Source organism: Streptomyces sp. NPDC102283, assembly GCF_044766265.1.
Taxonomy (GTDB): Bacteria; Actinomycetota; Actinomycetes; order Streptomycetales; family Streptomycetaceae; genus Streptomyces.
Window position 1 is genome coordinate 153,120 of record NZ_JBIWLQ010000006.1, and the last position, 23,133, is coordinate 176,252.

Below are 23,133 nucleotides of genomic sequence, written 5' to 3' on the forward strand. Positions count from 1 at the left end.
GAGAGGGGACGACGTGCGGCTCTACGCGGTGGTGGCGGGGGGTGCGTTCCGGCGCTACGCCACCTACCGGACGGCTACGGCCGCGGGGGTGTTCACCAACACGGTCTTCGGTTTCATCATGGCGTACACCTACATCGCCCTGTGGGACGCACGTCCGCAGCTCGGCGGGTACGACACGTCCCAGGCGCTGACCTACGTCTGGCTCGGGCAGGCCCTGCTGATGGCCTGCGCCATGATGGGCGGCGGCTTCGAGGACGAGTTGACGGAGCGTATCCGCACGGGGGACATCGCCGTCGACCTGTACCGTCCGGTCGACCTCCAGCTGTGGTGGATGGCGAGCGACCTGGGCCGGGCGGCTTTCCATCTCCTGGGGCGCGGTGTCGTACCGATGTTCCTGGGGGCGCTCGCCTTCGATCTGGCGCTCCCGGGATCGCTGTGGACCTGGCCGGCGTTCTTCGTCTCGGTGTTCCTGGGTGTGGTGGTCAGCTTCGCGCTGCGCTATCTGGTCGCGATGTCGGCGTTCTGGCTGATGGACGGGGCGGGCGCGATGCGGATCGTGTCGCTGGCCGGGCTGTTCTTCTCCGGGATGCTGCTGCCGCTGAACCTGTTCCCCGGGCTGCTGGGGGAGGTGGCGCGGACGCTGCCGTGGTCCTCGCTGCTCCAGGTCCCGGCCGATGTGTTCCTCGGCAAGCACACGGGGTGGGGGCTGGTGGAGGCGTACGCGTTCCAGGGCGGCTGGGCGGTGGTGCTGCTGCTGGCGGGCCGCCTGCTGCAGACCGCGGCGACCAGGAGGGTGGTGGTGCAGGGTGGCTGAGAGCGTGGTGCGGACGGACGGGAAGGCCGGAGCGCCCGAGGTGCCGGAGGTGTTCCCGTTCCCGGAGCGGCCCCGGCTGCTGGAGGGCGTCCGGGCGTACGGGCTGATCATGGCCATGTGGGTGCGCTCGACGATGGCGTACCGGGCCTCGTTCGCCATGACGGTGTTCGGGGACTTCGCGGTGACGGCCTTCGACTTCGTGACGATCCTGCTGATGTTCACGCACGTCGACGCGCTGGGCGGCTACACCCTGCCCGAGATCGCCCTGCTGTACGGGCTGTCGGCCACCGCGTTCGGGCTCTGCGATCTGCTGCTGGGCTCGATGGACCGGGTGGGCCGCCGGGTCCGGGACGGGACGCTCGACACCCTGCTGGTGCGGCCGGTCCCGGTGCTGGCGCAGGTCGCGGCGGACCGGTTCGCGCTGCGCCGGCTGGGGCGGATCACGCAGGGGCTGCTGGTCCTCGGCTACGCGCTGGTCTCCCTGGACATCGCGTGGACGCCGCTGAAGGTGCTGATGCTGCCGATGATGGTGGTGAGCGGCGCGGCGATCTTCGGGGCGATCTTCGTCGCGGGGGCGGCGTTCCAGTTCATCGCGCAGGACGCCTCGGAGGTGCAGAACTCCTTCACGTACGGCGGGACGACGCTGCTCCAGTACCCGCCCACGATCTTCGCGAAGGACCTCGTGCGCGGGGTGACGTTCGTGGTGCCGCTGGCCTTCGTCAGCTGGCTGCCCGCGCTGTACGTGCTGGACCGGGAGTACCCCGTCGATCTGCCGGAGTGGGTGGCGTTCCTGCCGCCGCTGGTGGCGGTGGCCTGCTGGGGGCTGGCGGGGCTCGCGTGGCGGGCGGGGCTGCGGGCGTACCGGAGCACGGGAAGTTGAGCGGGAATGATCACGGAGGAGGGTACGGGCATGGGTGACGGCACGACCACGGGCACCGGCGGCGAAGGCTTCATCACCCTCGAAGGCGTCGAGAAGGTCTTCCAGGTCCGCCGCCGCACCGGACCGCTGCGCCGCGAGCGCCGCGAGGTGCGGGCGGTGGACGGGATCAGCTTCCAGGTCGCGCGCGGCGAGATGGTCGGCTACATCGGCCCCAACGGGGCCGGGAAGTCGACCACGATCAAGATGCTGACGGGCATCCTCACCCCGAGCGGCGGCCGGCTGCGGGTCGCGGGCATCGACCCCTCCCGCGAACGTACGCGTCTGGCGCACCGCATCGGTGTCGTCTTCGGCCAGCGGACCACCCTCTGGTGGGACCTGCCGCTGCGCGACTCGTACCGGCTGATGCACCGCATGTACCGGATCCCCGACCGGCGTTACCGGGAGAATCTGGACCGCTGCGTCGAACTCCTCGATCTGGGCGAGCTGTTGGAAGTCCCCGTACGGCAGCTCTCGCTGGGGCAGCGGATGCGCGGCGACATCGCGGCGGCGCTGCTGCACGATCCGGAGGTGCTCTACCTGGACGAGCCGACGATCGGCCTCGATGTGATCTCCAAGGCCAAGGTGCGGCAGTTCCTGAAGGAGTTGAACACCGAGCGCGGGACGACGGTCCTGCTGACGACGCACGACCTCACCGACATCGAGCAGTTGTGCAACCGGGTGATGGTGATCGACCACGGCCGTCTGATGTACGACGGTTCGCTGGCGGGCCTCCACGAGGTGGGGGAGAGCGAGCGCATGCTCGTGGTGGACCTGGAGAGCGAACTGCCTCCGATCGTGCTGGATTCGGAGGGCGCGGGCGGTGGGCCGGTCCTGCGGGCGGTCAAGGTGGAGGGCCCGCGCCAGTGGCTGGCGTTCCCCGCCGCCGCGTCGGCGGCCCCGCTGGTGGCGAGGATCGCCGCGGACTACCCGCTGGTCGACCTCTCGGTACGGGAGCCGGACATCGAGGCCGTGATCGCGAGGATGTACGAGTCCGCGCCGTGACGGGCACCGACCCGGGCGGCGCGGCGGGCACTCTCCCGGTGCGGCGCGCGCAGGTCGTGGGCCTGCATGTCTGTGCCGGGAACGGGTGCGTTCAATAGGCTGCGCGGTATGACAAGTGAGAGTCCGGACATGCGCGCCTCCGATGCCGAACGTGAGCGGATCGCGGAACTGCTGCGCGAGGCGGTGGCCGAGGGCCGACTGGATATGGACGAGTTCGACCAGCGCCTCGAAACGGCCTACAAGGCCCGCACGCACGGAGAGTTGGAGCCGTTGGTCCAGGACCTTCCGGCGCCGGGCTCGGTGGTCGCTCCGGTCGGCTCGTCCGCGCCCGCCCCGCTGCGGGGCTCCGCCGCGAACTGGCCCGCGAGGATCGGCGGCAACGCCACCTCGAAGGGGGCGTTCGCCCTGTGGGGCGCGTTCAACCGCAGGGGCCGCTGGACGGTCGGCCGGACGTTCACCGCGTTCGCGATGTGGGGCGGCGGCGAGATCGATCTGCGCGAGGCGAACTTCGAGGACCGCGAGACCGTCATCCGCTGCATCACCGTCATGGGCGGCATCCAGGTGACCGCGCCGCCCGAGCTGAACGTCGATGTCAGGGGCGTCGGCATCATGGGAGGTTTCGGGGAGGGCTCCAACGAGGACGGCGAGCCCGCCCCGGACGCCCCGTACGTGCGGATCACCGGCTTCGCGCTGATGGGCGGCGTCGGCGTGGACCGCAAGCGGACCAAGGCGGAGCGCCGCCGGCTGAAGGAGGCGAAGGAGGCCGAACGGGAGGCGCGCCGCCGGCGCGAGCTGGAGGGCCCGGACGGCGGCGCGGCGGGCGGCGGCCGCAAGGAACTCTGACAGGCCGGGCCCCAGGTCCGCCGTATACGGGCTCATCGGCTCCCTCGCCCTTCAGCGCCTCACAGCGCCCCTTGGCGCCCCTCAGCGCCTCACAGCGCGTCGGACCGGGGGGCGCCTGCCCGGTCCAGGACCTTCAGGTCCAGCCGGTCGCCGAGTGCGCGGTACCCGTCGTCGTTGAGGTGCAGGTGGTCGCCGGAGTCGTACGAGAAGAGGAGCCGGTTCGGCGCGGCGGGGTCGCGGACCGCCGCGTCGAAGTCCACGTACGCGTCGAAGACCGTGCCCGCCCGGATCTGCTGGTTGACCGCCTGGCGCACGGCTTCGCGCTGGGGCGTCCAGGTGGCGAAGCCCTCGAACGGGGTCAGCGTCGCGCCGACGACGCTCAGCCCTCGGGCGTGCGCCCGGTCGGTGAGGGCGCGCAGGCTGTCCACGACGCGCTGCGGGTCGGCCTCCTGCGGGTACTGCTGTACGTCGTTGATGCCGAGCGCCACGACGACCGTCCGGGCCCCGGCGACCGCCAGGACGTCGCGGTCGTAGCGGTCGGTGCCCGACTGGCCCCCGGTGCCGCGGCCGATGCCCACGATCCGGTTGCCCGCGATGCCCGCGTTGGCGACCCCGTACCGGCCGCCCAGCCGGTCGGCGAGGACGTCGCTCCAGCGCGCGTTGGCGTCGGTGGTGGAGCCGCTGCCCGCGGTCAGGGAGTCGCCGAGGGCGACGATCGCGCCGCGCGCGCTCGCACTGCGGACGTCCACGGCGGTCAGGTAGCGCCAGTTGGTGGTGGACCAGGTGCCGCGTTCGTCGATCAGGTACGAGGTCTGGTGCGTGTAGGGGTGGTAGGTGACCGGCCCGCCCGCCCGCGGGGTGCGGAAGCTGACCTGGAGGTCGGAGTCGGGGGCCACGGGTACGACGACCGGGTCGCTGATGACCTGTCCGCCCGCCGCGACGGTGACGGCGGAGGCGCCCTCGAAGGTCACCGGCCGGGTGTTGACGGTGGCCTGGTCGACGACCAGGGGTCCCGTGCCGAAGAGGTTCGACAGGGTGATGCGGGCGACCTCTCCGCCGATGCTGGTGTGCACGACGTTACGGATGGTGCGCCCGGGCAGTCCGTCCTCGGTGCCCGGTTCGGCGCCGACGGGCGCGGCGGCCCAGGTGGCGATCCACTTGCCGCCCGAGGTGGCGGGGTCGACCGGGTTACGGGCCGCGGCCTGCGTCTCGGAGGGTGGGAGCGGTGTCGACCGGGGGCCGGAGAGCAGCGTCGTGGCGAAGGCGACGGCGGCGGCGAGCACGGCTGTGCCCGCCACTAGGGCGATGAGCAGGGCATACCCCTGGCGCCTGGGCATGTGCGGTGTTTCTCCTTGTGATGATCGTGCTGGTCCCATGATGCGACAGGCCGTCGGGAACTCGACGTGCGGCCCGGGAGTAGGGGAGGTAGGGACAATGCGTACGTCACGGGGGCGAGGCGCACGCGGACGGGTGGAGCGGATGGAACGGACCGGATCCGGCGAGCAGGAGCAGGGCGAGGACGCGGTGCAGGAGGTGGAGCAGCAGTCGCAGGACCCGTCGGAGCGTACGGCGTTGCGGGCACAGGACCCGGCGCAGGACCCGTCGGAGCGGACACGGGGGCCGGGGGCGGGCCCGCTGGCCTCGTTCGCGTACACCGCCGCCGACGAGGAGAAACAGCGCGGCGTACGGCGCATGAAACTCACGGCCACCGGCCTCCTTCTGCTCGTCGCGCTCGTCTACGTCCTGGCCACCTGGGCGAAGAACTCAGGCGTGGGGGGCTGGCCGGGCTACGTCGCGGCGGCTGCCGAGGCGGGGATGGTGGGTGCGCTGGCGGACTGGTTCGCCGTGACGGCGCTCTTCCGGCGCCCGCTCGGCCTGCCCATTCCGCACACAGCCATCATCCCCACCAAGAAGGATCAGCTGGGACAGTCCCTCGGTTCCTTCGTTGGCGAGAACTTTCTCTCCGGAGACGTCATTCGTGACCGAATTCACGCTCTGGGGGTCGGTCGGAGGCTCGGTGTGTGGCTCGCGGAGCCGGCCCACGCCGACCGGGTCACCGCCGAGCTGGCGACCGCCCTGCGCGGTGCGCTGACGGTCCTTCGGGATTCCGATGTGCAGGCGGTGGTCGGCGAGGCCATCACCCGGCGCGCGGACGCGGTGGAGGTCGGCCCGGGCCTCGGCAAGATGCTGGAGAAGGTCGTCACGGACGGAGGCCACCGCAAGGTCGTCGACCTCGTCTGCGTACGGGCGCACGACTGGCTGGTGGAGCACGGCGACTCGGTGATGAACGCGGTGCAGGGCGGAGCCCCCGGCTGGACGCCGCGGTTCGTGGACAAGCGGGTGGGGGAGCGGGTCTACAAGGAACTGCTGCGGTTCGTCACGGAGATGCGGGACATGCCGGAGCACCCGGCGCGCGGCTCGATCGACACGTTCCTGACCGACTTCGCGTCCGACCTCCAGAGCGACGCCGACACCCGGGCCCGGGTGGAGCGGCTGAAGTCGGAGATCCTGGGCCGCGGGGAGGTCCAGGACGTCATCGCCTCGGCCTGGTCCTCCGTGCGGACGATGATCCTCTCGGCGGCGGAGGACGAGCGCAGCGAACTGCGCCTGCGGGCGCGCGCCTCGCTGATGTCGCTGGGTGCGCGGCTGTCGAGCGACGAACGGCTCCAGGGCAAGCTGGACGGTTGGCTGGAGGACGCCGCGGTGTACGTCGTGACGACGTACCGCGCGGAGATCACCTCGCTGATCAGTGAGACGGTGGCGGGCTGGGACGCGGACCAGACCTCGAAGAAGATCGAGGCGCACATCGGCCGCGACCTCCAGTTCATCCGGATCAACGGCACGGTGGTCGGCGCGCTGGCGGGCCTGGCGATCTACACGGTGTCGCACGCGTTGAGCGGCTGAGGGGCCGGGCCGCTGGGGCCCGGGTCCGGAGCCCGCTCCGAGTCGTTGTCGGCGGCGGCTCAGGGAAGAGATCGACCGTGCGACCTGTTCACCACATGTCATGACGGTACGTCAGCGAGGAGTCGGTATGCGCGTCGGCCTGGACTTCGAGGAGAGTCGGGACGGTCAGGAGGTACAGGACCTCTACCGATGGCTCCGTATGGACGCCGATCTCCGCCGGTCGGCCGAGATCGGTCTCGTCTCCCGGCCGGACGCCGAGGCCATGGGGACGCTGGAAATCATCGAACTGGTCATCGCCCAGGGCATCGCGGCACTGAATCTGGCCGTCGCCTATGCGGCGTGGCGCAACACCCGCCCGGCCGCACCCCAGGTGACCATCACCTACCCGGGAGGCTCGATCACCGTCCAGGACGGGAGCGAGGAGACCGTGCGCCGCATCGAGGCCGCGCTCCGGCGAGCGGCCGCCGAGGACGGGGAGAGCGAGGACACGGGCGGAGGCGAGGACACGGGCGGAGGCGAGGCGGTCCAGGGCGCGGGCGAGCCGGCGGACGGCTCCCGCGCGGCCGCGACGGACGACGCATAGATGCCGCTCCCCGACCCGGCCTCCTCCCACGCCGTGCTGATCGGGGTCAGCACGTACGAGTCGCTGCCCTCTCTGCCCGCGACGTCCAACAACATCGAAGAGCTGGCCGCGCTGCTGACCGACCGCGACCTCTGGGGCCTCCCCGAGGAGAACTGCCACATCGTGCCGGACCCGCGCTCGCCCACGGAGGTGCTGGACATCGTCCACGAGGCCGTGGGCCGGGCCGAGGACGCGTTCCTCCTGTACTTCGCGGGGCACGGCCTCGTCTCCCTGCGGGGCGAGTTGTTCCTGGCGCTGCCGGGGACCTCGGCGGACCGCCTCTACCGGGCACTCCCGTTCGCCGACCTGCGCTCGGTGCTGCTGGATGCCCGCCATGCCCCCAGCAAGGTCGTGCTGCTGGACTGCTGCTACAGCGGGCGCGCGATGGACGGGTACATGGGGGCGCCGGGTTCGATGATCGAGCGGGCCCGCGTAGACGGCAGCTACCTGATGACCGCGTCGTCCGAGACAGCACAGTCCTGGGCCTACCAGGGGGAGCGGTTCACCGCGTTCACCGGTGAGCTGATCAAGACGCTGAGCGCTGGGATTCCCGGCGGTCCTGATCTCCTGGAGATGGAGTCGATCTACTGGCACGTCCGGGGCGTGCTGGAGGAGAAGGGCCGCACCGTCCCGCAGCAGCGGGCGAGGAACGACGGCCGGAAGATCGCCCTCGTACGCAACCGCCACAGGCCGGCCGCGGTCGCCGAGGTGGGGGAGACGGCCCCCGCGTCACCGGCCGGGCACGAGAGCGCGCTGCGAGGGACGGTCCACGATCTGACCGTGTACGTCATCGGCCTGTACGAAGGAGGGCTGGAGGCGGAGGCGGCCAGGCTGCTGAGCGTGGCGGGCACGACCTGGCCCGTCCAGGAGACCGCGGCGCTGGTGTCCCGGCTCCGGGCGGCGGACAGAGCCGAGGCGGCGGTCCTCGTTCTCGACCGGGTCGCCTCGCGCCCGGCCGCGGAGGCCGTGACCTGTGCGACCGCCCTGTCGGCGCTGCGTGCTGACGGCTCCTCGGACGACCTCATGCGCCTTCTCGGCAGGCGTCCGACAGCGGCGGTGGTACAGGCGTTCCTGGCCATGGGGGAGCACCCGTCCCTACGGAACGCGTTACTTGTCCACGCGTTCGAACAGCATGACCCCTCGGGGGTCGCCGCGCTTCTGGCGAGGATGCACATCGTGCCCGGCGGCGACGAAGCCCTCGCCACGCTGATCCGGATCTACGACGTGAGCGGGCGAGCCCAGGAGTGCCTGGAGATGGCCGACCATCTGCTCGCCGACGGGCTCACCGAGCAGGCCTACCCCCTCTACCTGACCGTACCGGCGGCGATCAGCCGGTCGAAGTCACCCGAAGAGATCGCGGTACTGCTCCGGGGGATGGGTGAAACGGGACGCAGACAGGCGGCCCGTCAGCTTCTCGAAGAAATCCTCGGCCGTGAGTCATCCGTTCACCGCCGGGTCCACCTGGCCCTCGCCGTGCACGGTGCCGCGGTCAGCGGCGCCGACGACATCGGACGCCTGGCCGTCGCGGATGCGAGGAACGACGCGTTGCGCGACGCGGCACAACGGCTGCGCATGTCGTACACCACCGGGCTGCGGACGGTGGCCGGATGGGCGTGCGCGGCGCGCGGGGCGGGCGAGGTCGTCTTCTTCACCCAGGCACTTCAGGAGACCGGCCGGCCGCTCGACGCGTCGAATCTGCTGATACAGGAGGTGCGGCGACGGCCCACCGACGCGGCATACCTGATCTCCGCGCTGCGCCCCTCCGTTCCGGGGGCCGCGGAAGCGCTTCTGTCGTGGCTGGTCCAGCAACCGGTGTCGCTCACGGCGGTCGTGGCGGCCCAGCTTCGCCTGGCATGGCTGACCGCCGAGTCGTCCCGCCTCGTCGAGGCGATCTGGGAACGCCCTGCCGAGGAGGTGTGTGCGGAGGCTGCCACCCTCTCGGACGTGGTGAGCGTGGAGAAGTTGCTTCCCTTCTTCAGGAAACGTGGATCGTCCAAGGGGCTCGCCCCACTTCTGTGCCGCCTCTGGGAGGCAGGGCGTCAGACCGAGGCAGATCTCGTTCTTGACCTCGCTTCCGTCGGCTCAGGGTCGGTCTCACAGGTCTCCGTGTTCTCGGACGACGCGCGCCCGGAGGGCCTCCTCGCTGTGCTCGACGAGGTCCGCGGGATGCCGGGCGGCAGCCGCCTGCTCGCGCACGAGATGCCCTCGGCGATGCCGAGGCTCGCCTCTACGACGCTTCACGCCCTGGCGTGCGTGGGTCATGCCGAAGAAGCGCGCGGAAGTGAACACCTGAGGTGGATCAACGACGGGTTCGTGCGCTTCTATGCGCCCGATCGCCTGGCCGCCCTGCTGCACGGCTTCCTCGGCAGTGAGTCGGCGGAGGTCGGCACATGGCTGCTCGACCTGCTGCTGCTCTCCCACCAGGACCTGTCCGTGCTCCTTGCGGGGCTGGACCGTCGGCAGGACCGCGACTGGCTGACGACGCAGGTGTTCGGCAGGGGCGCGAGATTCGACCCGGAGCGGGTACTCGCGCTCTATCTGCGTCTCCACCCCGTCGACGAACTGCTCGCCGAGAGCGTCTTCGCGGGGTTCATTCGGCAACGACGGTCGGAGGAACTGCTGCGGGACGATGTCGGCCTGCCGGTTCTCGCCGTGCTTCTTGCGCTCTGGGAGTCACGGAGGATCTACGGGGCGAACAGCCCTTGGGAGGAGGTCGCTTCCCAAGTGCGGCGGTACGGCTGGACATCGGCGTACGGCGGGCACACCGACGTTCTCCACGGTGCCGCCCCCCATCTGACCGGGAGGGACCTGGCTCTCCTGATGGACGTGGTTCCGGCAGTGGACGCCACCGCGCTTCCGGTCCTGTTGCTGGCGCAGCGGTCGCCGGACGGGTGGCTTCCCGAGTTTCTGTCCGCGCTGAGCGTGCAGGGGCGGGAGAGCCACCTCGCCGCGCTGCTGGACGGTGTCGGTCTCCTCGCCCCCGTGCGGGAGGTGGCGGAGGTGTGGCAGGTGCTGCGAGAGGAGAAGATGGCCGCCGAGGCCGATGCGCTCGTGTCCAGGTTCGGCGAAACACGGAGTTTCCGTGAGCGCAGAAGCTTGAACAAGCTGCTGAGCTGAGGGCGGCGAGGGCGGGCCGGTGGGCGGTACGGCATAACGGCGAAGCGGGGGTGCCGGGTGGGAGCGGTCACGACGACGACGGTGACGGTTACAGCGACAGCGGCAGCGGCCGCTACGGGCGAGGAGGACGGAGGTGCGGCGGGCGGGACCGGTCCCGTACGTCTCTTCTGCACCGACCACGGCGGCGACGGCCCGCCCCTGCTCCTGCTGCACGGCCTGGCCGGGCATTCCGGTGAGTGGGAGGCGCTGGCGGCCCGGTTCGCCGCCACGCACCGGGTGGTCGCCTTCGATGCCCGGGGCAGCGGGGCGAGCACCCGTCGCCCCGGGGACGTGACGCGGGCGGCACACGTCCGCGATGTCCTCGCCGTCGCGCACCGGTTCGGTCTGGCCGGGGAGGAAACGGTCCTGGTCGGCCAGTCGATGGGCGGCCTCACCGCGCTGCTGACGGCGGCGGCCCACCCGGAGGTGTGCCGCGCGCTGGTCCTGATCGAGGCGGGCCCGGCGGGGCCGAGTCCCCGACTGCCGCAGGAGACAGGCGACTGGCTCGACTCGTGGCCGGTGCCGTTCCCGGACGCGGAGGCGGCCGAGGCGTTCTTCGGCGGTGGGCCGGCGGGCCGGGCATGGGCGGCGGGGCTCGTGCCGGGCCCCGGCGGTCTGCGCCCCCGTGTCGACCGGGACGTGATGGTGGCCACCGTCCAGGAGAACGCGCAGCGGCACTTCTGGGACGACTGGGACCGGGTGCGCTGCCCGGTGCTGGTGGTACGGGGCGAGAACGGCACGATGAAGCCGGACGAGGCGGACCGGATGCGAGCCCGGCACCCGGGGACCCGGATCGGTGTGATTCCGGGAGCCGGTCACGACGCCCACCTGGACAACACGGCTGCGGTGTACGGGGAGATGGCGGCCTTCCTCGCGGCCTGATGTGACCCCATTCACACCTGTCACCACCGCTGCTTCCGTCGATTCGGGTGGCGGGAAATGGACCCCAGGGGGCCTTCGTGACCCCTGTGGCGCGGTCCCGAGGGTGTCCGGCGGGACCGTACGGGCCGTTCATCTCCCGGTCATCTGGAGCCATAGAGGCAGCTCAGGTCGGTGAACGGGAGGAAGCGGCCGAACGCGTACCCCTGGCCCGGAGGGGTGGTTTGCCGCGCTTTGCGTGGTGTCACGGCTATCCGCGCAATACCTCACCGATGTCGGGCCCGTTAACCAAAGTCGTCACTGTCCGAAACCGATTGTTGACGGAGAGAATCGGCGCAGGATAAGTTTCCGACCGTAATGCTAAATCCAGCACGCGGATATCGGTGAGGAATCATGGGAATGGTTATCCAGGCTCTGAACGACTACCGATTGAGCGAGTCGGAGGCGGAGAAAGTAGGCGAGTTGTCCTCCCTCGCCGCACGCTTATCGGACTCGATACCCATCGTCGTATCGGGGCTCCTCATGGACCTCCCCGACGGAATGCGAAGAATGGTCCTGGATTTCGCCGCCGACGTGGAATCCAACGGATACTGCTTGCTGCGCGGCGTTCCGGTGGGAGAACTGCCGAAGACTCCGCAGGCACACGAGGCCCATGTCCTCGACGGTCACCCGACCAACGGAACCCTCGTCCTCGTCGCGGACCTCCTCGGCTCGCTGACCGGATATCAGGACGAGCAATCCGGCGCGCTCTTCCACGACGTACATCCCGTACGCGGCGAGGAGAGCCGGATCGAGAACAGTGGATCGGTCGCCTTCGACTTCCACACCGAGAACGTGCACCATCCGCTCCGCCCCGACTACCTGGGCCTGCTCTGCCTGCGCCAGGACCACGAGCAGATCGCCGCGACCCGTGTCTCCTCCGTGCGCGACGCGCTGCCGCTGCTGACGGACGGCGAGCTGGCGGAGCTGCGGAAGCCGCAGTTCCACAGCCTCTACCCGACCTCGTTCACCCGGAACATCCCGGGCCCCCGCCCCTCGGCCGGCCCTCATCCGGTGATCTTCGGCCCGGCCGACCGCCCGTTCATGCGCTTCAACTCGCACAACACCGCGGGCGATCACCCCCGGGCGCGGGCCGCGCTGCGGGCCCTGGCCTCGGCGCTGGAGCAGGTCTGCCACGACCTGGTGCTCGCTCCGGGCGACCTCGTCGTCCTGGACAACCACGTCGTGGTCCACGGCCGCAGCGCGTTCACCCCCCGCTACGACGGCCAGGACCGCTGGCTGCGCCGGTTCTACTCGCTGCGCAGCGCCCCGCTGTGGGCCCAGCGCATGATGCGGCACCCGCGGGTACTGCCCGCGATGACGGAGATCCGCGGGGTCGTCTGACCCGGCGGCGACAGGACCCGGCCCCGGGAGCCGGGGCCATGTCACGTGAATGAGGAACAGTGGAACTGTACGAAGTGCTCGGCCTGCTCCTCGCCGCGACAGCGGCCGGCTGGGTGGACGCGGTGGTCGGCGGTGGCGGGGTGCTGCTCATCCCGGTGCTCCTGCTGGCCTTTCCCGGGTACGCGCCGGCGGTGGCGCTGGGCACGAACAAGATCGCGGCGGTCATGGGCACCGCGACCGCCGCGTACATGTACCAGCGGCGCACCAAGCTGGACCGCTCGGTCCTGCTGCCGGCCGCCGGGCTCGCGGTCCCCTTCGGCGCGCTCGGCGCACTGTCCGCGTCGAGCGTTCCCACGAGCTATTTCCGACCCGTCATCATGGGCCTCCTCATCACGGTGGCGCTTTTCGTGGCCTTCCGGCCGAGTTTCGGGGTCCAGCAGTCGGACGTCGTCGTCACCCCGCGCCGCCGTAATGCGGCCATCCTCATCGCGGGCGTCGGCATCGGTTTCTACGACGGGGTGTTCGGGCCCGGCGTCGGTACCTTCCTCATCATTTCCTTCACCACGCTCCTCGCGACACAGTTCCTGGAAAGCGCGGCCATGGCGAAGGTGATCAACGCCTCCTCCAACCTGGGGGCACTCGCGGTCTTCGCCTGGCAGGGAAACGTCCTGTGGACCCTCGGTCTGGGAATGGCCGTGGGCAACATCGCCGGCGCGATGATCGGGTCGCGCACCGCAATGAAAAGGGGATCCGGATTCGTCCGGGTCGTCCTGGTCCTGGTGGTCACCGGAATGGTGGCCAAGATGGGATTCGACCAGTTCGCCTGACGGAAATTCATCCGACGACGGAAGAGGTTCCATGGCAAGGGAATTATCCGGTCTGTTCACGCTGACCGATTACGAGCAGGCCGCCGCGTCCGTTCTCGACGCCGCTTCCTGGGCGTACGTGGCGGGCGGCGCCGACACGCAGCTCACGGTCCGTGCCAACGCGGAGGCCTTCGACCAGGTCTGGCTGCGCCCCCGCGCCCTCGGCGGGACGGGCGTCAAGCCCGACACCTCGGTGACCGTCCTCGGGCAGCGGCTCGCCCTGCCCGTCCTGCTCGCCCCGACGAGCCCGCAGCGCCTCCTCCACGAGGACGCCGAGATCGCGACCGCCCGCGCCGCCGAGTCGACGGGCACCGTGTCGATCGTCAGCACCGACAGCCACTACGCCATCTCCCGGGTGACCGGCGCGGTCGGCAGTGACAGCTGGTTCCAGCTCTACGCCTACCGGTCCCGCGACGACGTCGCCGCGACGATCGCCCTGGCGGAGGACGCCGGCGCGACCGCGCTCGTGGTCACGGTCGACGCCAGCTACGCGGCCCGCCGCATCAGCACCCGGCGCGCGGGCTTCCGCACCCCCGCGAACGTCGACTTCGGCAACCTGCGCGCGCTGGGCGTGCTCACCGGCGACATCCCGGACGGCGCGCGCATCGAGCGCCTGCCGCTGACCTGGGACGACCTGGAATGGATCCGGTCCCGTACGCGGTTGCCGATCGTGGTCAAGGGCATCCTGCGGGCCGAGGACGCCGAACGCTGCGTCGACCTGGGCCTCGACGGCGTCATCGTCTCCAACCACGGCGGCCGCCAGCTCGACGGCGCGGTACCCAGCCTGTTCGCCCTGGAGCAGGTGGCGGCCGCCGTCGACGGCCGCGGCCTGGTCCTCATGGACGGCGGCATCCGCTCCGGCGTCCACGTCGTCAAGGCCCTCGCGTACGGCGCGGACGCGGTGTGCATCGGCCGCCCCTACCTCTGGGGCCTCGGTCTGGCCGGACAGCAGGGCGTGGAAGCGGTCCTCGACCTCCTCAGGGGCGAGATCGAGGACACGCTGCTCCAGCTCGGCGCGGACTCCGTCGCCGACATCGGTGCCGACTTCGCCGTCGACGCCCGCGGAACCATGAGCACGGCCGCGCGGTGAGGCGTACGCGCAGCCCTCGAACACTTCCTCCATATACGGCACTTGGCAAGGAGCCTTCTCAGTGACCGCTGCTACCTCAGCGACTTCCGCGACCGTCCACTTCTCGCGTGGCATCCCTCCGCTCGAAGCGATCCCGTCCGCCGGCATCGCCGAGCTGACCGGTTCGATCCTCGCCTCCGAACCGGACCGGGTCTTCCAGTACGCGCCCATCGGCCACCACACCGGCGACCGCGAACTGCGCGACCAGCTCGGCCTGTTCCACTCCGTCGACCCCGACCGGATCTTCGTCACCAACGGCTCGCTCCAGGCCCTCGACCTGCTCGCCGCCCATCTCCTCAAGGACGCACCCGGCAAGAAGGTCCTCGCGGAGGCGCCGACGTACGACCGCGCCGTCCAGATCTTCGAGCGGCACGGGGGGCAGGTGTCCGGGATACCGCTGCGGCACGACGGTCTCGACCTGGACGTTCTGCGCGAACGCCTTCGTACGGAGGTGCCCGCGTTCGTCTATGTGATCCCGGACTTCCAGAACCCCGCCGGGGTGACGACGAGCGAGGACAAGCGGCGCGAACTGGTGCGGCTCTCGGCGGAGTTCGGCTTCACGATCCTGGAGGACATCCCGTACCGGGAACTCCGCTTCGCCGGCACGGCCCCCACGCTCCTCGGTGAGCTCGCGGACTCCGTCGAGGGCGCCCGGGTGCTGACCATCGGCTCGCTGAGCAAGGTCCTCAGCCCGGGACTGCGCGTCGGTTACGTCATCGGCGCGCCCGGTACGCCGAGGGCCCTGGCGGCACTCGCGGAGAGCACCTACCTCTCGCCGGCCCCGCTGCTCCAGGCGGTCGCGGCGCGCGCCTTCGCGAGCGGCCTGGTCCGGCGGAACATCGACGAGGTCCGCGACCTGCTGCGGCCGCGGCACGACGCGGCGGTCGAGGCGGTGCGGAAGTCGCTCGGCGACGTCGCGCTGTGTGTGCCCGAGGGCGGCTACTACATCAGCGTGCATCTGCCGGTACGGTCCGCGGAGGAGAAGTTCCTCGCGGCGGCGGCGGCCGAGGGCATCGCCCTCACTCGCGGCTCGGCGTTCTATCCCGCGGACGCGGCGCCGCCGTCCGGAACGGTGTTCCTGCGGCTGCCGTTCCAGGCCCTGGGCGGCGAGGAGTTCGCCGAGGGCGTCGCACGGCTCGCCACGGTGGCGCAGCGGGCGGAGTAGGAGCGGCGAGGACGGCGGAGCCGCGGGGAGACGAGACGGGGAGAGGGACACGATGGCCACGGCCGAACAGGGCGCCGAGGACGACACGGACGAGGCGCCCGGGCCGGATACGGGCACCCGGACCGGAACCGGTGAGGGGACCCGGGCCGCGGACGCCCCGGATGCGGTGCCCGGGGACGCGGGGGCCGGGAACGCGGGGGCCGGGGGCGAGCGCGCCCAGGTGGTGTCCGGGCGGCGCGGTCTCCTGGCGGACGCCTCGCTCTCCGCCGTCCTCGCGGGCCTGATCACCGTCGTGGTCTCGTGCTCCGGCCCCCTCCTCGTGGTTCTCGCGGCGGCGTCCGCCGGCCACCTGACCGACGAGCAGACCGCGTCCTGGGTGTGGGCGGCGTGCGTGGGCAGCGGCGTGACGTGTGCCGTTCTCAGCTGGTGGACCCGGATGCCGGTGATCACCGCGTTCTCGACGCCGGGCGCCGCGGTCCTCGTCGGCAGCCTCGGGGACTACGCGTACCCGCAGGCCATCGGAGCCTTCCTGGTCAGCGGTCTCCTCATGGCGCTGGTCGGCCTGACGGGCGTCTTCGGGCGGGTCATGCGCCGCGTACCGCCCGGAATCGTGGCGGCCATGCTGGCGGGCGTGCTGTTCTCCTTCGGCGTCGACCTGTTCTCGGCACTGGACGGTGCGCCGCTCCCGGTGCTGGCCTCCCTGGCCGTCTACCTGGCCGTCAAGCAGCGGTCGCCGAGATACGCGGTGGCCTGGGCCCTGCTCGCGGCCGTGCTCGCCACCGCCGTCGCCCCGGGCATCCACGCCTCGTCCGTCGACATCGGGCTGACCCTTCCCGTGTTCACGGCCCCGGAGCTCACCGGATCGGCGGTGGTGGGCCTGGCCGTCCCGCTGGCCGTGGTGACGATGGCCTCGCAGAACGCGCCCGGGCTCGCGGTGCTGGCGGCCTGTGGCTACCGTCCGAACGACCGGCTGCTCATCACCGCCACCGGGCTCGCCTCGACGGCGCTCGCGCCGCTGGGCGGTCACGCCGTGAACCTGGCGGCGATCACGGCCGCGATCAGCACGGGCGAAGAGGCCCACCGCGACCCGCGACGCCGTTATGTGGCCGGTCTGGCGTGCGGCGTCTTCTATCTGCTGGCGGGCGTCTGCGGAGCGGCCCTCGTCGGGCTGTTCGCCGCGCTGCCGCCCGAACTCATCGCCGTCATCGCGGGCATCGCCCTGCTCGCCACGTTCTCCACGAGCCTCGCCCAGGCGGTGGCGGACGAGCGGGGCCGGGACGCGGCGGTGGTCACCTTCCTCACCACGGCCTCGGGCGTCACCCTGGGCGGTATCGGGTCCGCTTGCTGGGGCCTCGTCCTGGGCCTGGTGACGCACCTGGCGCTGACCGCCAGGAGGCGGCGCGATGTCCAGGACGAGGCGGTGTGAACGACCGGGCGGCGCGACCTTCAGGGCAGGCGCGCCCCGCGGCCCGGAGGCGGTGCGGCGGTCACTCGCAGCCGACGCCGTCCCCGTCACGGTCCAAGTGCCGCCCGTAGCCCGGGTCCCCGGTCCGGATGGGCGCGGCGCCCGCGTTCCTTACGGCGGTGCAGTTCGCGTACGAGGTGCTGCCGCCACCGCCCCCACCACGCGTACCGGCTCCGGCTCCGCCTCCGCCTCCGCTTTCGCCCTCGCCCTCGCCGGAGGACGAGGCGGACTCGCCCCACGGCTCGCAGCCCACGCCGTCGCCGTCGCGGTCCAGATGGGGCGCGTAGCCGGGATCGCCCTCCTCGACCGGAGCGGCCCCGGCGTCGTGGGCGGCGTCGCAGTTCTCGTAGTACGCGGGTGCCGGGTCCGTCGTCCTCGGGTCGGAGTCCGAGGCGTTCGAGGCGGAAGTCGGAGTCGGTTCCGTGGTGGCCGCGGTGACGGTGATGCGGACGACGGCGCTGGCGGCGGGTACCTCGGTGCCCTTCACGAGGACCTTGTACGTGAGCTCGTCCTCGCCGGCGTACCCGTCCCGGGCGGTGTACGTGACCGTGGTCCCGGACACCGACGCGGAACCATGGCCGGGCTCGGTGTCGATGCTCAGGGTCAGTTCGGCGGGGTCGTAGGTGTCGAGCAGTGCTGCCCGGTCCCCGTTCTCCAGGGTGAGGGAGTCGTTGTCGAGGACGTCCACGTCCAGGCTGTTGCCCGCGTCCGCGCTCTGCTCGTCGTCCATGAGCGCCAGCGCCCGTTCCACGGAGGCCGACGGACCGACCGATGCGGCGACCTTCCCACCCTGGTCGTCCGTGCTGCCGTCGTCGCCCCCGCAACCCGCCAGGACCAGCGCGAGCACGCCTGCCCCGGCCGATATCCGTATGCGGAGGAACCCGCGCCTGGGCCGCTGTGACTGCTTCCTCGTCTGCATGTGTTGCCCCCAACGCCGAACTCTGTGCTGTGGAGCAGCCGATGTTCGCAGCGTGCCCGGACTTACATCAGGGGCATGTCGGAAGCGAAGCGGAATTGTGATGAAAGCGTGTACAAAGCGTGGAGGGGCGACCGGAAGGGGTGGAGGAGTCACAACCCTGGAGCGGGCGGAGCCGGCCACCCCGATCCTTCATGGAAGGCCACTACGGTGTCCCGTATGAAGGACCGCCCGACCGATATCGACGAAACCGTCCTGGCCGCCGCCCTCGGAGCCTGGGGGATCGTGCCCGTCACGCTCACCCACGCCCCGGTCGGCTTCGGCGACCACCACTGGACCGTGGCCGACGCGGAAGGCCGACGGACCTTCGTCACGGTCGCCGACCTCGCGCACAAGCCGCACTGCGGACCGGACGAGGCCAGTGCCTGGACGGGGCTGAGCCGTGCCATGGACACGGCCGCGACGCTCGAACCGGCCCTCGGTGAACCGGCGTTGGTGGCACCCCTGCGTACCGGCGGTGGCGAGACGCTGCTCCGCCTGACCGACCGGTACGCCGTGAGCGTCTTCCCGTACGTGGACGCGCCCACGGGCCACTTCGGCCAGGTGCTCGCCCCCGGGGCGCGCCGGATGCTGGTGGAGCGACTCGCTCAACTCCACCGTGCGAAGGCCCCGTTGACGACACCGGTCCATCAACCGGAAGTGCCGGGGCGCTCGGTGATCGAAGAGTCCCTGACCGATCCGCGGCGCTTCCGCGCGGGGTCGGGACCGTACGCGCAAACGTGCCGAGCCCTGCTGACCGACAACTGCACGGCGCTGCGGGCGATCTTGGAGCACTACGACAGCGGTACGGCGCGGCTCACGTCCGACGCGTCGACCGCCGCCACCGTGGTCACCCACGGCGAACCCCACCCCGGTAACGTCCTGGACCCCGGAGGCCGCACCCTCCTGGTCGACTGGGACACCGTCGCCCTCGCACCGCCGGAGCGCGACCTCTGGCTCGCCACCGACGCCCCGGAGGACCTGTCCCACTACGCCGAACTCACCGGCCACCGCCCGGACCCGACGTTGCTGGCGTACTACGAACTCCGCTGGACACTGGACGACATGGCGGCCGCGCTCGACGTCTTCGGCACGCGGCACCCGGACACGGCCGACACGCGTCAGGCGTGGGAGGGCCTGGTCGACGCGGTGGCCGCACTGGCGGACGGTCGAGGCTAGTCGGCCAGTCGGCCCACTTTCCGTCCGTCGGCCAGAGGCAAAGGCGCCGGCGTGCGCTGATAGCTTCCTGCGATGAGCGAGCGACTGCCGAGCGGCGGCACCGAACTGTCACCCGACGAGATCGAGGCCCTCGACGCGAGGTGGTCGTCCAGTTGGACTCCGGTCGAGGTCGCGCAGCGGCTGACCGGGGTCCGCGTGCCCTGGTGTGTGGCCGCGGGCTGGGCGCTGGACCTGTTCCGGGGCGGACGGACACGCGTTCACGGGGACATCGAGATCGCGATTCCGGAGGCAGGCTTTCCCGAGGTCCGCCGCCGCTTCCCCGGCTACGTCTTCGATGCGGCGGGCAGCGGCCGGATCTGGGAGGACGCCCGGCCGGAGACGCTGGCCGCTGTGCACCAGACCTGGCTCCGTGATCCCGCGACCGGCAACTACCTGCTCGACGTGTTCCGGGAACCGCACGACGGCGACACCTGGATCTGCCGGCGCGACGAGAGGATCCGGCTGCCCTACAGCGAGATCATCCACCACACCCAGGACGGCATCCCGTATCTGGCGCCCGAACTGGTGCTCCTGTTCAAGGCCAAGCACGTCCGCCCGAAGGATCAGAGGGACTTCGACGCGACCGTCCCGCATCTGACCCGAACCCAGCGCACGACCCTGGCGGAGCTGCTGGCCCGGGTGCACCCGGGGCATGCCTGGCTCACGGACCTGTAGCAGGGGCCGGACAGTTCAACGTCGGACATTGCAGCGTCGGACGGTTCAACGGCGGGCGGTTCAACGGCGCGCGGTGGTAGTCAGGTTGTGAGAGGGGTGGTGAGCGGGGGCGCACTCTTCCCGGACGGCGGAACAGGGCGAAACCGTGCGGTACCGTGACGACGACATCACGCTCTGTGCGCGCACGTAGGCGGGCACAGGGCGGCCCCCGGAGGTGCGACAACACCCACCCGAGGGCCTAACACCCCCAGTGGCAGGAGCCCACTAGAAATGCTGCGTCATGTTATCGCGCCCTCTTCGGGCTGGACCAAAGCCCCGCACACGGTCGTACGCGACCGGCGGATGAACAGCGATGCGAAGGTCCTCCTCCTGTACGTCCAGGGCCTCCCCGACTCCGCCACGAACCGCCCGCTCGGCGAACTGGCACGGAAGCTGGAGATGAAGGGCCGCCCGTACCAACTGGCCAAGAAGCAACTGGTGGAGCACGGTTACGTCCACGAGTGGCGGACCCAGAGCGACGGCGGACGCTGGGCGACGGACCAGCTGTTCACGAACACGCCGCTGACGAGTGCCGAGGCGAGGATCGTACGGGCGACGCTGGAGCCGGACGCCGGGCGCCCGCCGGGAGTGGCGGCTGCGGCTCCGCCGCCGCTGCCGGGTACGCGGCATCCGGCGGTCGGCGGGCCGACGTCCCGGACGGCCGGTGGCTATGAACCGGAGGAAGACCACAGTGATGAGACCACTCCCCGCCCACCCTCCGAAGCGGAACGGCAAACGAGGCAGGCGGCAGAACCGCAACCGGAGCTGGAACCGCAACCGCAACCGGAACCGGAATCGGAACCAGAACCGCAACCAGAACCGCAACCGGAACCGGAACCGGAACTGCTGAGGGAGCCGACACCGGATCTCCCGGATCTCCACCCCGACGCGGCCGAAGCAGCCCCACCACCTCCCCACCGCGCCCCGACTCCTCACTCCGCCCCGGCACCTCACCCCGCCTCCCAACTGGCCAAGGCGGAGAGGCTGCTGCTGTCACTGCGCCACACACGCCGTGACTTGTTGCTGGGGGTGCGGGAGGCGCGCGGGCTGGCGGTGGAGGCGGTCAAGTGGTTGGAGGGCGGCTTGCCGGAAGGGGACGTGCGGCAGGCGCTCCTGGCCGACCCGCCCGAGAACGGGGTGCGCTCGGCGGTGGGATTCCTGCGCCACCGCCTGATCCAGAAGTGCCCGGTGACCCCGCTGCCGGCGCCGCCGCCCCCACCGCCCGCCAGGGACCTGATCGCCTGCGCGGGCGCGGGGGAGGAACACGTCTTCCGCCCGCTGGGCGACGAGACGCTGTGCGCGGACTGCCGCAGGGCGGAGGCGTACGCGAGCTGGATGGTCGACACGGACACGTACGACTTCCCCGAGGACATGACCTGGAGGCAACGCGTCGAGGCGGTACGGAGGGCCGACGCGCTCCGAGCCGCGCACTCACCCCAGGACGACGCGGGCGGCGACGGGCAGATGGTCGCTGCCGGTGGCGGGCAGGGTGCGGATGTGGCCGACGGTGGCGGAGCGGGCCATGACCTGATCGATCCGGGCCAGCGGGAGGGAGGCGGGGAAGCTGAAGGCGAAGCCGCGCTCGGCCACGTTCAGGCGTGAGGTGAGAGGCTCCAATCCCCGGTCCTCCACGGCCCCGTTGAGATCCCCGAGCAGGATCACCGCATCGACGCTTTCGGCGGCGACGGCGCGCCCGAGCAGCTCGGCACTCTCGTCCCTCCGGTCGGACGCGAGCCCACCCGCCCCGACCCGGACGGAGGGCAGATGGGCGACGTACGCGGCGACGTCCCCGTACGGCGAATCGACGACGGCACGCACACCACGACTCCACCCTTCCGCGATGCTCGGCGGCCTGATGTCGACGACCCGCTCCCCGCTGAGCGGGTACTTGGACCAGAGCCCGACGGTGCCCCGGACGACATGATGCGGATAGTCCGCGGCGAGAGCCTTCTCGTACACGGACAGGTGCGGGACCACCAGCTCCTCCAGCGCGACGAGATCGGCCCCGGCCTCGATCAGCGCCCGGGCGGTCCCCGCGGGATCAGGGTTCTCATCACTGACGTTGTGCTGGACGACGACGAGCTCGCGCCCCTCGCCCTCCGCACCGGGCAGGAGCAACCCACCGAAGAGATGCACCCAGACCCCCACGGGGAGCAGCACCGCCACCAGGGCGACGGCGGACCGCCGCACCAGAGCGAGCACCAGCAACAGGACGACGATCACGCCGGCCCACGGCAGAAAGGACTCCAGCAGACTCCCGACCCGCCCGACAGTGTTGGGCACCCCCCGGTGAAACGCCATCACCCCGGCCAGCACCACGGCAAGCCCAGCGAGGACCCGCCCCCGCCGTCCGCCGCCCGCGCCGGGGACCTCCCGCCCCGCCACCGACGCCACACCGGGGTCTGCCTGCTCCACCATGTCTTCCCATCCGCTCGGTCCCGCTTACAGGACGAGTGACCAGGCGGACAGGGTTCCTGCCGCCCCTCACGATCTGGAAGAGGGAGCTGAGGAGCCGGAGATGAGGGCCGCATTTGATTTGGCCCACGGCAGCCGGAGATCATGTCGGCTCAACCCGAGGCGTCCGGGAACGGGGCCGCGGGGAACGGGGATATCGGGGAAAACGGGGAGCATTTCTACGGTGGCGTGGGACGAATGGGAACAAATCAAAGCTGACGTCGCGGTGAATGGGTCGGCGCAGATGCAGCTGAACCAGGCCCCGGCGGAGGGCGGTCCCACGGGCGGTTCGACTTCGGGGGATCTGAAGTCGAACAGGAAGACGTGGGTCAAGGCCGGTGAGGGAGTCACCGGCCTCAAGGAGGGCGTCGGCAAGGCGCTGACGAAGCTGGCCGACGGTCAGACGGGGCTGGGGGACACCAGCGGGTCGCAGAGCGCGGCGGCACAGAAGGAGCTCTACGCCTCGTGGAAGAAGTACGTGAGCGATGTGAGCGGCCGCTGTGAAGCATTGGGCGGACTTCTGCGGGGAGCGGGCCACGATCTGTCGAAGTCCGAAGAGGAGGCCAAGGCGGAGCTGGAGAAGCTCAAGGTGAAATACGGGGACACCGAGCCCGTCGGTGGCCAGGCGAGGGAGAAGTGAGCCCG

General features: G+C 71.1%; 19 protein-coding genes. 16 read left to right on the forward strand and 3 right to left on the reverse strand.

All coding sequences use genetic code 11. From position 1 onward, the window contains the following. Positions 1-13: 13 nt before the first annotated feature. The 4 genes from ACIRJT_RS14265 to ACIRJT_RS14280 all read left to right on the forward strand — a co-directional run bounded on the left by ACIRJT_RS14265 (position 14) and on the right by ACIRJT_RS14280 (position 3,578). A complete protein-coding gene (locus tag ACIRJT_RS14265; protein ID WP_403908463.1) occupies positions 14-814 on the forward strand; it encodes an ABC transporter permease in 801 nt (266 codons plus the stop codon). Then, positions 807-1,694, forward strand: coding sequence for an ABC transporter permease (locus ACIRJT_RS14270; protein ID WP_403908465.1), 888 nt, complete (start codon positions 807-809; stop codon positions 1,692-1,694). Before ACIRJT_RS14265 ends, ACIRJT_RS14270 begins: the two co-directional genes overlap by 8 nt. 30 nt (positions 1,695-1,724) lie before the next feature. Continuing rightward, the gene (locus ACIRJT_RS14275) at positions 1,725-2,735 is read left to right on the forward strand and encodes an ATP-binding cassette domain-containing protein (protein ID WP_403908467.1); all 1,011 of its coding nucleotides are present in this window, start codon (positions 1,725-1,727) and stop codon (positions 2,733-2,735) included. A gap of 129 nt (positions 2,736-2,864) precedes the next feature. Further along, a complete protein-coding gene (locus ACIRJT_RS14280; protein WP_403908937.1) occupies positions 2,865-3,578 on the forward strand; it encodes a DUF1707 domain-containing protein in 714 nt (237 codons plus the stop codon). An 89-nt stretch (positions 3,579-3,667) separates the two neighbouring features. Here the strand turns inward: ACIRJT_RS14280 and ACIRJT_RS14285 are convergent, their stop codons facing one another. Beyond that, positions 3,668-4,915 carry an SGNH/GDSL hydrolase family protein gene (locus ACIRJT_RS14285; RefSeq protein WP_403908469.1) on the reverse strand — a complete coding sequence of 416 codons (1,248 nt, stop codon included), beginning with the start codon at positions 4,913-4,915 and terminating at the stop codon, positions 3,668-3,670. Positions 4,916-5,012: 97 nt separating this feature from the next. Between ACIRJT_RS14285 and ACIRJT_RS14290 the strand changes: the two genes are divergently transcribed. From ACIRJT_RS14290 to ACIRJT_RS14330, 9 genes are all read left to right on the forward strand, one after another. Next, the gene (locus ACIRJT_RS14290) at positions 5,013-6,482 is read left to right on the forward strand and encodes a DUF445 domain-containing protein (protein WP_403908471.1); all 1,470 of its coding nucleotides are present in this window, start codon (positions 5,013-5,015) and stop codon (positions 6,480-6,482) included. Positions 6,483-6,609: 127 nt separating this feature from the next. Then, positions 6,610-7,065, forward strand: a complete 456-nt coding sequence (locus tag ACIRJT_RS14295; RefSeq protein WP_403908473.1) for a hypothetical protein — start codon at positions 6,610-6,612, stop codon at positions 7,063-7,065. After that, positions 7,066-10,221 carry a caspase family protein gene (locus ACIRJT_RS14300; protein WP_403908474.1) on the forward strand — a complete coding sequence of 1,052 codons (3,156 nt, stop codon included), beginning with the start codon at positions 7,066-7,068 and terminating at the stop codon, positions 10,219-10,221. Positions 10,222-10,302: 81 nt separating this feature from the next. Continuing rightward, a complete protein-coding gene (locus ACIRJT_RS14305; protein WP_403908476.1) occupies positions 10,303-11,142 on the forward strand; it encodes an alpha/beta fold hydrolase in 840 nt (279 codons plus the stop codon). Positions 11,143-11,688: 546 nt separating this feature from the next. Further along, positions 11,689-12,522 (forward strand): TauD/TfdA family dioxygenase, encoded by an 834-nt coding sequence (locus ACIRJT_RS14310; protein WP_403908478.1) that lies wholly within the window; start codon positions 11,689-11,691, stop codon positions 12,520-12,522. Positions 12,523-12,581: 59 nt separating this feature from the next. Then, positions 12,582-13,349, forward strand: a complete 768-nt coding sequence (locus ACIRJT_RS14315) for a sulfite exporter TauE/SafE family protein (protein ID WP_403908480.1) — start codon at positions 12,582-12,584, stop codon at positions 13,347-13,349. Positions 13,350-13,380: 31 nt separating this feature from the next. Next, a complete protein-coding gene (locus ACIRJT_RS14320; protein WP_403908482.1) occupies positions 13,381-14,478 on the forward strand; it encodes an alpha-hydroxy acid oxidase in 1,098 nt (365 codons plus the stop codon). Between the two features lie 61 nt (positions 14,479-14,539). Further along, a complete protein-coding gene (locus tag ACIRJT_RS14325) occupies positions 14,540-15,682 on the forward strand; it encodes a PLP-dependent aminotransferase family protein (RefSeq protein ID WP_403908484.1) in 1,143 nt (380 codons plus the stop codon). A gap of 52 nt (positions 15,683-15,734) precedes the next feature. Then, positions 15,735-17,108: a benzoate/H(+) symporter BenE family transporter gene (locus tag ACIRJT_RS14330; protein ID WP_403908486.1), complete on the forward strand. Its 1,374-nt coding sequence runs from the start codon at positions 15,735-15,737 to the stop codon at positions 17,106-17,108. A gap of 61 nt (positions 17,109-17,169) precedes the next feature. On the opposite strand, the gene ACIRJT_RS14335 is transcribed toward ACIRJT_RS14330, so the two are convergent. Beyond that, complete coding sequence (locus ACIRJT_RS14335) at positions 17,170-18,066, reverse strand: excalibur calcium-binding domain-containing protein (RefSeq protein WP_403908488.1); 897 nt, start codon at positions 18,064-18,066, stop codon at positions 17,170-17,172. Positions 18,067-18,282: 216 nt separating this feature from the next. On the opposite strand from ACIRJT_RS14335, the gene ACIRJT_RS14340 reads away from it, so the two are divergent. Together ACIRJT_RS14340 and ACIRJT_RS14345 are read left to right on the forward strand one after the other, a co-directional pair. Next, positions 18,283-19,281, forward strand: a complete 999-nt coding sequence (locus tag ACIRJT_RS14340) for a phosphotransferase (protein WP_403908490.1) — start codon at positions 18,283-18,285, stop codon at positions 19,279-19,281. Between the two features lie 72 nt (positions 19,282-19,353). Further along, positions 19,354-19,995: a nucleotidyltransferase domain-containing protein gene (locus ACIRJT_RS14345; protein WP_403908492.1), complete on the forward strand. Its 642-nt coding sequence runs from the start codon at positions 19,354-19,356 to the stop codon at positions 19,993-19,995. 1,470 nt (positions 19,996-21,465) lie between these two features. Here ACIRJT_RS14345 and ACIRJT_RS14350 read toward each other — a convergent pair. Further along, positions 21,466-22,335: an endonuclease/exonuclease/phosphatase family protein gene (locus ACIRJT_RS14350; RefSeq protein WP_403908941.1), complete on the reverse strand. Its 870-nt coding sequence runs from the start codon at positions 22,333-22,335 to the stop codon at positions 21,466-21,468. 397 nt (positions 22,336-22,732) lie between these two features. Here ACIRJT_RS14350 and ACIRJT_RS14355 point away from each other — a divergent pair, with 397 nt between their 5' ends. Beyond that, complete coding sequence (locus ACIRJT_RS14355; protein ID WP_403908494.1) at positions 22,733-23,128, forward strand: hypothetical protein; 396 nt, start codon at positions 22,733-22,735, stop codon at positions 23,126-23,128. Positions 23,129-23,133 lie beyond the last annotated feature (5 nt).

Coding starts and splice junctions, on each gene's coding strand:
- ACIRJT_RS14290 (WP_403908471.1), top strand. CDS start 5,013: ATGCGTACGTCACGGGGGCGAGGCGCACGCGGACGGGTGGAGCGGATG.
- ACIRJT_RS14285 (WP_403908469.1), bottom strand. CDS start 4,915: ATGCCCAGGCGCCAGGGGTATGCCCTGCTCATCGCCCTAGTGGCGGGC.
- ACIRJT_RS14275 (WP_403908467.1), top strand. CDS start 1,725: ATGGGTGACGGCACGACCACGGGCACCGGCGGCGAAGGCTTCATCACC.
- ACIRJT_RS14345 (WP_403908492.1), top strand. CDS start 19,354: ATGAGCGAGCGACTGCCGAGCGGCGGCACCGAACTGTCACCCGACGAG.
- ACIRJT_RS14330 (WP_403908486.1), top strand. CDS start 15,735: ATGGCCACGGCCGAACAGGGCGCCGAGGACGACACGGACGAGGCGCCC.
- ACIRJT_RS14300 (WP_403908474.1), top strand. CDS start 7,066: ATGCCGCTCCCCGACCCGGCCTCCTCCCACGCCGTGCTGATCGGGGTC.
- ACIRJT_RS14280 (WP_403908937.1), top strand. CDS start 2,865: ATGCGCGCCTCCGATGCCGAACGTGAGCGGATCGCGGAACTGCTGCGC.
- ACIRJT_RS14320 (WP_403908482.1), top strand. CDS start 13,381: ATGGCAAGGGAATTATCCGGTCTGTTCACGCTGACCGATTACGAGCAG.
- ACIRJT_RS14355 (WP_403908494.1), top strand. CDS start 22,733: ATGCAGCTGAACCAGGCCCCGGCGGAGGGCGGTCCCACGGGCGGTTCG.
- ACIRJT_RS14295 (WP_403908473.1), top strand. CDS start 6,610: ATGCGCGTCGGCCTGGACTTCGAGGAGAGTCGGGACGGTCAGGAGGTA.
- ACIRJT_RS14350 (WP_403908941.1), bottom strand. CDS start 22,335: ATGGCGTTTCACCGGGGGGTGCCCAACACTGTCGGGCGGGTCGGGAGT.
- ACIRJT_RS14335 (WP_403908488.1), bottom strand. CDS start 18,066: ATGCAGACGAGGAAGCAGTCACAGCGGCCCAGGCGCGGGTTCCTCCGC.
- ACIRJT_RS14310 (WP_403908478.1), top strand. CDS start 11,689: ATGGTCCTGGATTTCGCCGCCGACGTGGAATCCAACGGATACTGCTTG.
- ACIRJT_RS14340 (WP_403908490.1), top strand. CDS start 18,283: ATGAAGGACCGCCCGACCGATATCGACGAAACCGTCCTGGCCGCCGCC.